Here is a 1,411-nt window from a genome sequence, read left to right as displayed (position 1 = left end):
TCTTGTGCAGAGAAAGAATTTGATCTTGGACGATGTTTAAGAAAATCTTTAGAAAGAGGAGCTCTTTTTTGAGAATCAGAAGAGGGATTCCACAAGTGCTGCGCATAGTGGAGGCTTTCCCTTTCTGTGATAAAGCTCTCAAATCTTTGACTGGAAGCGATGAGCTCCGAATGCCATTTGGACGAAAACACCTCTGCAAGGGTGGAGTATTGGCACAGAGAAGCCTATGCCTTGTGCAACGAAGTTTTTATTAATTTTTCTCAAATATATCTCAATTTCAACTGCTGGCGTAACTCTTCTATTACAGCCTTATGATGTGGAGATTCTTTGTCCATTAAATCAAAAAGCTCTAGTAAGTCCTTCTTTGGAGCCAATTGCATATTTTTTTTAAAAAGAAAAAAAGTTTGCGGGTTATTAAATATTCGATTAAATAAACAATCCGTCCAAAATGGTGATTGATTGATTTGTACAGAAAGTGTGTCTATAAGAGTTTTTACGTATATCTCTGCAGGCCAAGTCTCAACTAAATGGACCAAGCTATATAAGACCTCATAGAAATGGTTCTTATCATTAAATAATTTAAGTAAATTTTTTAAAGTTTCTTCATCTTTTTTCTCCATATATGAAGATAAAAGAGCTTCAAATTCTTTTACTTCTGAAGATTTCATGTTTTTAGCTAAATATTGTAATCGCTTAAAAGAAACATTCATTTATTGACCTCCTTTGGATCACTTTTTCAAAAATAGATCTGGTCTTGCTTGTTTGTTTTTTACAATAACTTCTTGCAAAGCTCTACGAATTTCTGTCGTATAAACACCGTCTGTTCTGTAGATCTGTCTTATATCCCAGATATCGCGTGCTAATTCAATTCGTGGATCTGACGATAGATCAGGCTGACGTCCATATGTTCTAGTCAATCGATGACGCCCTCCAACGCCAAGAAAAGGATGCTCCATCATCATGCAAATACCATCAGCATTACTTATTCCAAAGTTTTGTATATAAGCTGATTGAGGCATATGATTTGGAGTTAAATGATCTCCAAAAGTACTTTGTTTTTTTAATTCTATGTAAGTCCCAACTCTTCCTTCTCCTTCTAGCAAAGGTCTGTATGATTTTATATTTTTCTTCGTAGTAGAACTCTTACTTACGTTCCATAAAAGTATTTCACTTGTATAGCCTGCATCAACAAGTTTTTTTTCGAGAGAATGTACTATGTTAGTTTAAACTCTTAAAGAATTAGCATTTGCCTGTTCTATGGGAAGCATAGACTGGACGCTCTTAATGGGCTCTATGGTTGTAAATTCATTCTTTGAGAATCTTTCTATTTCAAAATGACCGAGTTCTTGATCAAAATGTAAGGATCTTTTGCTGTTTGCCAAAGAAAAATCTTCACTCACTGAGGCGAAAC

General features: G+C 34.9%; 2 protein-coding genes. Both read right to left on the bottom strand.

Annotated elements, in window-relative coordinates; all coding sequences use genetic code 11:
- Window positions 1-260 precede the first annotated feature (260 nt).
- Complete coding sequence (locus tag JSS34_08900) at window positions 261-710, bottom strand: hypothetical protein (protein ID MBS0186412.1); 450 nt, start codon at window positions 708-710, stop codon at window positions 261-263.
- An 18-nt stretch (window positions 711-728) separates the two neighbouring features.
- On the bottom strand, window positions 729-1,019 hold the full coding sequence (locus JSS34_08895; GenBank protein ID MBS0186411.1) for a hypothetical protein: 291 nt from the start codon (window positions 1,017-1,019) through the stop codon (window positions 729-731).
- Window positions 1,020-1,411 lie beyond the last annotated feature (392 nt).

This window comes from Pseudomonadota bacterium, assembly GCA_018242545.1.
In the GTDB taxonomy this organism is placed as follows: Bacteria; Pseudomonadota; Alphaproteobacteria; order 16-39-46; family 16-39-46; genus 16-39-46.
Note: the sequence above shows the minus strand (reverse complement) of the source record. Positions and strands in the feature narration are given on the sequence as shown.

Bases quoted from the DNA above. Each gene is read 5' to 3' on its own strand.
- JSS34_08895 (MBS0186411.1), bottom strand. From the start codon at position 1,019: ATGCCTCAATCAGCTTATATACAAAACTTTGGAATAAGTAATGCTGAT.
- JSS34_08900 (MBS0186412.1), bottom strand. From the start codon at position 710: ATGAATGTTTCTTTTAAGCGATTACAATATTTAGCTAAAAACATGAAA.